This is a genomic window from Roseovarius sp., assembly GCF_018066915.1.
Classification (GTDB): Bacteria; Pseudomonadota; Alphaproteobacteria; order Rhodobacterales; family Rhodobacteraceae; genus Roseovarius.
In genome coordinates this window covers 1-5,158 of record NZ_JAGPVV010000330.1, presented here as the reverse complement: position 1 = coordinate 5,158, position 5,158 = coordinate 1, and the positions used below count along the sequence as shown (strand labels likewise).

At 58.5% G+C, this 5,158-nt stretch carries 6 protein-coding genes and 1 pseudogene; 4 read left to right on the top strand and 3 right to left on the bottom strand.

Annotated elements, in window-relative coordinates; translation table 11 throughout:
- Nucleotides 1-390: 390 nt before the first annotated feature.
- Genes KBT70_RS18465 through dnaQ form a run of 4 tightly spaced genes read left to right on the top strand, consistent with a single transcriptional unit; the run spans nucleotide 391 to nucleotide 3,134 of the window.
- Nucleotides 391-990, top strand: coding sequence for a Maf family protein (locus KBT70_RS18465; protein ID WP_296637649.1), 600 nt, complete (start codon nucleotides 391-393; stop codon nucleotides 988-990).
- Nucleotides 987-1,835 (top strand): shikimate dehydrogenase, encoded by an 849-nt coding sequence (locus KBT70_RS18460; RefSeq protein WP_296637646.1) that lies wholly within the window; start codon nucleotides 987-989, stop codon nucleotides 1,833-1,835. Before KBT70_RS18465 ends, KBT70_RS18460 begins: the two co-directional genes overlap by 4 nt.
- Nucleotides 1,832-2,452: a dephospho-CoA kinase gene (coaE, locus tag KBT70_RS18455; RefSeq protein WP_296637643.1), complete on the top strand. Its 621-nt coding sequence runs from the start codon at nucleotides 1,832-1,834 to the stop codon at nucleotides 2,450-2,452. Before KBT70_RS18460 ends, coaE begins: the two co-directional genes overlap by 4 nt.
- Nucleotides 2,445-3,134 carry a DNA polymerase III subunit epsilon gene (gene dnaQ, locus KBT70_RS18450; RefSeq protein ID WP_296637640.1) on the top strand — a complete coding sequence of 230 codons (690 nt, stop codon included), beginning with the start codon at nucleotides 2,445-2,447 and terminating at the stop codon, nucleotides 3,132-3,134. The genes coaE and dnaQ overlap by 8 nt, the downstream gene beginning before the upstream one ends.
- Before the next feature lie 2 nt (nucleotides 3,135-3,136).
- On the opposite strand, the gene secB is transcribed toward dnaQ, so the two are convergent.
- The 3 genes and pseudogenes from secB to KBT70_RS18435 all read right to left on the bottom strand — a co-directional run.
- Nucleotides 3,137-3,631: a protein-export chaperone SecB gene (gene secB / locus KBT70_RS18445; RefSeq protein ID WP_296637637.1), complete on the bottom strand. Its 495-nt coding sequence runs from the start codon at nucleotides 3,629-3,631 to the stop codon at nucleotides 3,137-3,139.
- Nucleotides 3,632-3,688: 57 nt separating this feature from the next.
- Nucleotides 3,689-4,555 carry a response regulator gene (locus KBT70_RS18440; protein WP_296637636.1) on the bottom strand — a complete coding sequence of 289 codons (867 nt, stop codon included), beginning with the start codon at nucleotides 4,553-4,555 and terminating at the stop codon, nucleotides 3,689-3,691.
- A gap of 162 nt (nucleotides 4,556-4,717) precedes the next feature.
- Nucleotides 4,718-5,158 (bottom strand): annotated as a pseudogene (locus tag KBT70_RS18435) (hypothetical protein); the annotation flags it as partial.

Here is a 5,158-nt window from a genome sequence, read left to right as displayed (position 1 = left end):
TAAATATTAAGTAAGATATAAGAAAGGATGTAGTGGGATGTAGAGCACCCCAAATCTGTGGATAAACCAGAGTCCCACAGGACTATCCCCAATGGGACAACCCTGTTGATGAATTCCCAAAAACCGCCCAAGCATCCTAGGCACCCAAGAAAAAATAAAATAAAATCAACAACTTATTTATTATGACTCTCCTCCGCTACGCCCTCTGCCTCTCTGGATAACTCTGCCAATCCCGATCTATCCCGACCCCGAACTTGTTCTTTCCCACAGCCGTAGAACTCAGGCCGAACTTTCCTGAAACGCGCTCTTGTCCCCAACCTGCCGCACGGGATGGATTTCTCCCGCATTTGTTCCTAGACAGTCCATCAGGTTATTCCGCAGGTTATCCACATGCACGCACCCCTCATCCTCGCCTCCGGCTCCGCCATCCGCCAGAGCCTCCTGCGCAACGCGGGCCTCGCGTTCGAGGCGGTGACACCCCGGGTGGATGAGGAAAGCGTGCGCGCCGCGCTTCTGGCCGAGGGTGCAAAACCCCGTGACATCGCCGATGCACTGGCAGAGCTCAAGGCAACCAAGATCAGCGCCCGTCATCCGGCCGCCCTCGTCATCGGCTGCGATCAGGTGCTCGATTTCTCAGGCGAACTCCTGTCCAAGCCCGAAACCATAGATCAGGCGCGCGCCCAACTTTCCGCCATGCGCGGCAAACGCCACGATCTCCTGTCGGCGGTCGTGATCTGTCAGGCAGGCCGCCCGCTCTGGCGTCATATCGGCATGGCCCGCATGACCGTTCGCCCCTTTACGGACGCTTGGCTTGATGGCTATCTCTCCCGCAACTGGCCCGACATCGCCGAAAGCGTGGGCGCTTACAAACTCGAGGCCGAAGGCGTCCGCTTGTTCTCGCGCGTGGATGGTGATTATTTTACGGTGCTTGGCCTGCCGCTGCTCGATCTTCTGTCCTTTCTCACCCTCCGAGGAGACCTCCAACAATGAGCGATGACAAAAAGCCCCTCGCCAGAATTCCCCTGGCAGGCGTGATCGGATCGCCCATCGCCCATTCGAAATCGCCGCAACTGCATGGCCACTGGCTGAAAACCAACGGCATCGCGGGCTATTACATTCCCATGGATGTCAGCGCCGATGATCTGGCCCAAGTGTTACAAACCCTGCCCAAAATGGGCTTTGTCGGCGTGAATATCACCGTCCCGCACAAGGAACGCGCGCTGGCTCTGGCCGATCTTGTGACCGACCGCGCCACGTTGATCGGGGCCGCCAATACGCTCATCTTCCGCAAGGATGGCAAGCTGCATGCCGACAACACAGATGGCTACGGCTTTATCCAAAACCTCCGCCAGAACGCCCCCGAGTGGCGCCCCGAGGCTGGCCCCGCCGCTGTCCTCGGTGCCGGTGGGGCCGCGCGGGCGGTCGTGGCCTCCCTTCTCGATGTCGGCGTGCCAGAGATTTTCATTTCCAACCGCACCCGCACCCGCGCCGAGGCGCTGCAATCCGAATTTGGCAAGCGTCTGACCGTCGTCGATTGGGTCCAGGCCGGCAATATGCTGGAGGACGCGGTGACAGTCGTCAACACGACCTCGCTCGGCATGTTGGGCAAACCGCCTCTGCGCGTCCCGCTCGACGGGTTGCGGCGCGGGGCCTTGGTCACGGATCTCGTCTATGCGCCGCTCAAGACCCAACTTCTGATCGAGGCCGAGAAAATGGGCTGTGTCACCGTCGACGGTCTTGGCATGCTCCTCCATCAGGCGGTTCCCGCTTTCGAGCGCTGGTTTGGCGTGCGCCCCACCGTCGATAGCGCCACGCGCGCCGCCGCCTTGCGATGACCGTCTTGATCGGCCTGACCGGCTCCATCGGGATGGGCAAGTCAACCACCGCCCGCCTCTTTAACGAAGAGGGCTGCCCGGTCTGGGATGCCGACGCCGCCGTTCACCGCCTCTATGGCCCCGGCGGTGCCGCTGTGGCGCCCATGGCCGCAGCATTCCCCGACGCGATCGAGGAGGGGACCATTTCCCGCGCCCGGCTCAGGGCGATCATTTCCCGCGACCCTTCGGCCCTCGCCCGGATCGAATCCATCGTGCATCCGCTTGTCGCGCGCGACCGTGCGGATTTTGTACATAATCACCTTACGAACCTTACAGACCTTACAAAGCCCGCACCCGCGCTCGTCCTCGATATCCCCCTCCTGTTCGAGACCGGCGCAGACCGAGGCATGGATTATACCGTTGTGGTCAGCGCCCCGCCCGAGGTGCAGCGCGCGCGTCTGCTGGAACGTGGCACCATGACCCCCGAGCAGTTCGAGAATATCTTGCAAAAACAAATGCCTGATGCCGAAAAACGCGCCCACGCCGACTACGTGATTACCACCGACACCCTTGAATCCGCCCGCGCGCAGGTGCAGTCTGTGCTGCGTGACATACGGCAAAGGATGACCCATGCGTGAAATCGTCCTCGACACGGAAACCACTGGTTTTGAACCAGAATCCGGCGATCGCATCGTCGAGATCGGCGCTGTCGAGCTTTATAATCACATGCCCACAGGCCGGACCTTCCACAAATACATCAATCCCCAACGCGCCATGCCCGAAGCGGCCTTTGCCGTGCATGGTCTGGGGGATGATTTCTTGCGCGACAAGCCCTTGTTCGCTGAAATTGCTCAGGAATTTCTGGATTTCGTCCAGGATGCGCGGCTTGTCATCCACAACGCCGCCTTTGATATGAAGTTCCTCAATGCCGAACTGGGCTGGCTCAAGCTGCCGCAATTGCCGTGGGATCAGGCGGTTGATACCCTCGCCATCGCCCGCAAGAAATTTCCCGGCTCTCCGGCCTCTCTCGATGCGCTATGTCGCAGATTTCAAATAGATAATTCCGCCCGGACCCTGCATGGCGCCCTGCTGGATTCCGAGATTCTGGCAGAGGTCTATCTGGAATTGATTGGTGGCCGCCAACCTGATTTCGGATTGGCAACAGGCCCAACCACAAAATCTGGTGGCGCAACCGAGACGACCAAGTGGCGGCCCATGCCACGTCCTACGCCTCTCGCACCCAGACTGACCGCGACAGAGGCCGCCGCCCATCAGGCCTTTGTAGCCAAGATGGGCGACGCCGCGCTCTGGCGGAAATAGTCTCAGGCGTTGGCTTTGGGGGCTGTTGCCTGCGCCTGACGGCGGGCAATCTCGTTGCGGTAAAGCTGAACGAAATCAATGTTTTCAAGGTTCAGCGGTGGGAAGCCGCCGTCATGCGTGATGTCGCTCACGATGCGTCGGATGAACGGGAAAATCATGCGCGGACATTCGATCAAGAGGAACGGATGCAGTTGTTCTTCTGGCACGCCTTCAATGTGGAACACGCCCACATACTCTAGCTCCAGCACGAACAGAACCTCGTTCGCAGCCTTGTTGCGCGAGTTGATGGTCAATTTGACCACCACTTCATATTGATGTTCCACGCTGCGCTTCTTGGCGTCGAGGTTGACAGCCACCTGCACATCCGGCTGCACCTCACCCCCGGTGCCCCGCTGTGCCAGCACATTCTCAAAAGACATATCGCGGATGAATTGCGATAGGATATTCATTTTCATTTGCGGCCCGCTTTGTGCGGCGCCATTTTCATGTTCGGCCATGAAAACCTCCTGAAGGGACTGATCTTGTCCCTCCCTTAGCAGGACGCGGGCCTTGTCTCAATGCCCATCCTGTGCCGTGGCCGGGTTGAGCGTTTCCACAGCCGTGAACAAGCATTTGCGAAAGAAAGGCTTGGCCAACACCATATTTTGTTTGCGCGGAACAAGCGCATCCAATGTTTCCTTCTCCGCGCGGCTGCTCATCAGGATCACTGGCACCCTGGCCAGCCCGCTGCGGATATACTCCAGCTCCCTTGGTACGGCCTCCGACCCGCCAATGTGATCGACATCGACAATCAACAACGACCAGCGTTCCGGCCGCGCAATCAGGTCGCCGATCAACGTGTCATGGTCCGAACACAGATGCACCTCGCACTCATACTCAGCGAGCCATTCACAACATTTGCGACTGTTCCGGTCGTTCGCCGCACTCACCGCCACCCGCCGCACACGGTTCAGCCCCTCCATTCTCGGCTGATAAGACAGCCAGACAGGCGGTTCCGTGTCGATCACCCGATCATTGATGCCCTCCCACCTCTCGGTGTCATAGGGGCTCTGGGGCTCTTGCGCGGTCCTGACCGCGTAATAGCCGCCAAGCATGACCAGCATGAAACTGACCTGCGCGGCATAGGCCACGAGAATGGCCCACCAAAGCGACGAGAGGGTGAAAAACGCCGCACCAAAAACCGCAAGCGCGATCACTACGCTCGACAGAACGGCTGTGAGCGCAAAACCTGGCTTGGATCTCTTTTCCGCGCGCAGAGGATTGCGGCCCCTTTCAGGTGCAATGTGCGGCGACGCGTCGAAACGCGGTTTAACAACCTTTTTACTCAATGATCTCTCTATCGGCGGGTTCACTCGGATTATTGGGGAACACAACCAGATGATGAAATGGTACCGGCACTGGTACACAGTCGTCTCGGGCAATCTCTTGATCTAAAATTTGTCTGATATCAAGAGATTGATAAATCTACCGTTAAACCTAACCTTGGTCGATGAGCTAAAGATAGCATCTCAAAGGGGCAATTTAAAGGTGCTCCTGAAAATCCTCTTTGCCCTACCTACCCTTCAAGTTGTAAATTTAGGCACTCAGCGCTCCACGTGCGACCCGCGCGCGTGCAGAACACGCATCAGCGGCCCCATTACCAGCGGCGTGATATACATCGGCACCTGATAACACCCGATGAAGAGCAGCAGATCAGAGGCCGTATCCACAGGCAGCGCCCCTAGAAAAAGTGCAAGGTTGCGATTGCCCGCGATAATGGCAAGCGCGGGCGCGGCCTCGGCCCGGCCAAACCGGTGCATCGCCAGAAAGACCAGGATTTGCGCCCCGAAATTCAAACCGCAGACCAAAATCAACGTGTTCCACAGAGCCGGGCTTGCTGTCAGTAACGCCGGACCAACAGCCGACATCAACCCAACCACGACAACCGCCATGATTCCGGTAATCAGACCTTCAACCGCCCTTTCACCCTGAAAGGATTGAAAGAAACCAACCCGCCGCCGCAGGATCAGGCCAAGACCGCCCGC

Excerpts from the sequence above, each read along its gene's own strand:
- KBT70_RS18465 (WP_296637649.1), top strand. The coding sequence starts at position 391 with ATGCACGCACCCCTCATCCTCGCCTCCGGCTCCGCCATCCGCCAGAGC.
- KBT70_RS18460 (WP_296637646.1), top strand. The coding sequence starts at position 987 with ATGAGCGATGACAAAAAGCCCCTCGCCAGAATTCCCCTGGCAGGCGTG.
- coaE (WP_296637643.1), top strand. The coding sequence starts at position 1,832 with ATGACCGTCTTGATCGGCCTGACCGGCTCCATCGGGATGGGCAAGTCA.
- dnaQ (WP_296637640.1), top strand. The coding sequence starts at position 2,445 with ATGCGTGAAATCGTCCTCGACACGGAAACCACTGGTTTTGAACCAGAA.
- secB (WP_296637637.1), bottom strand. The coding sequence starts at position 3,631 with ATGGCCGAACATGAAAATGGCGCCGCACAAAGCGGGCCGCAAATGAAA.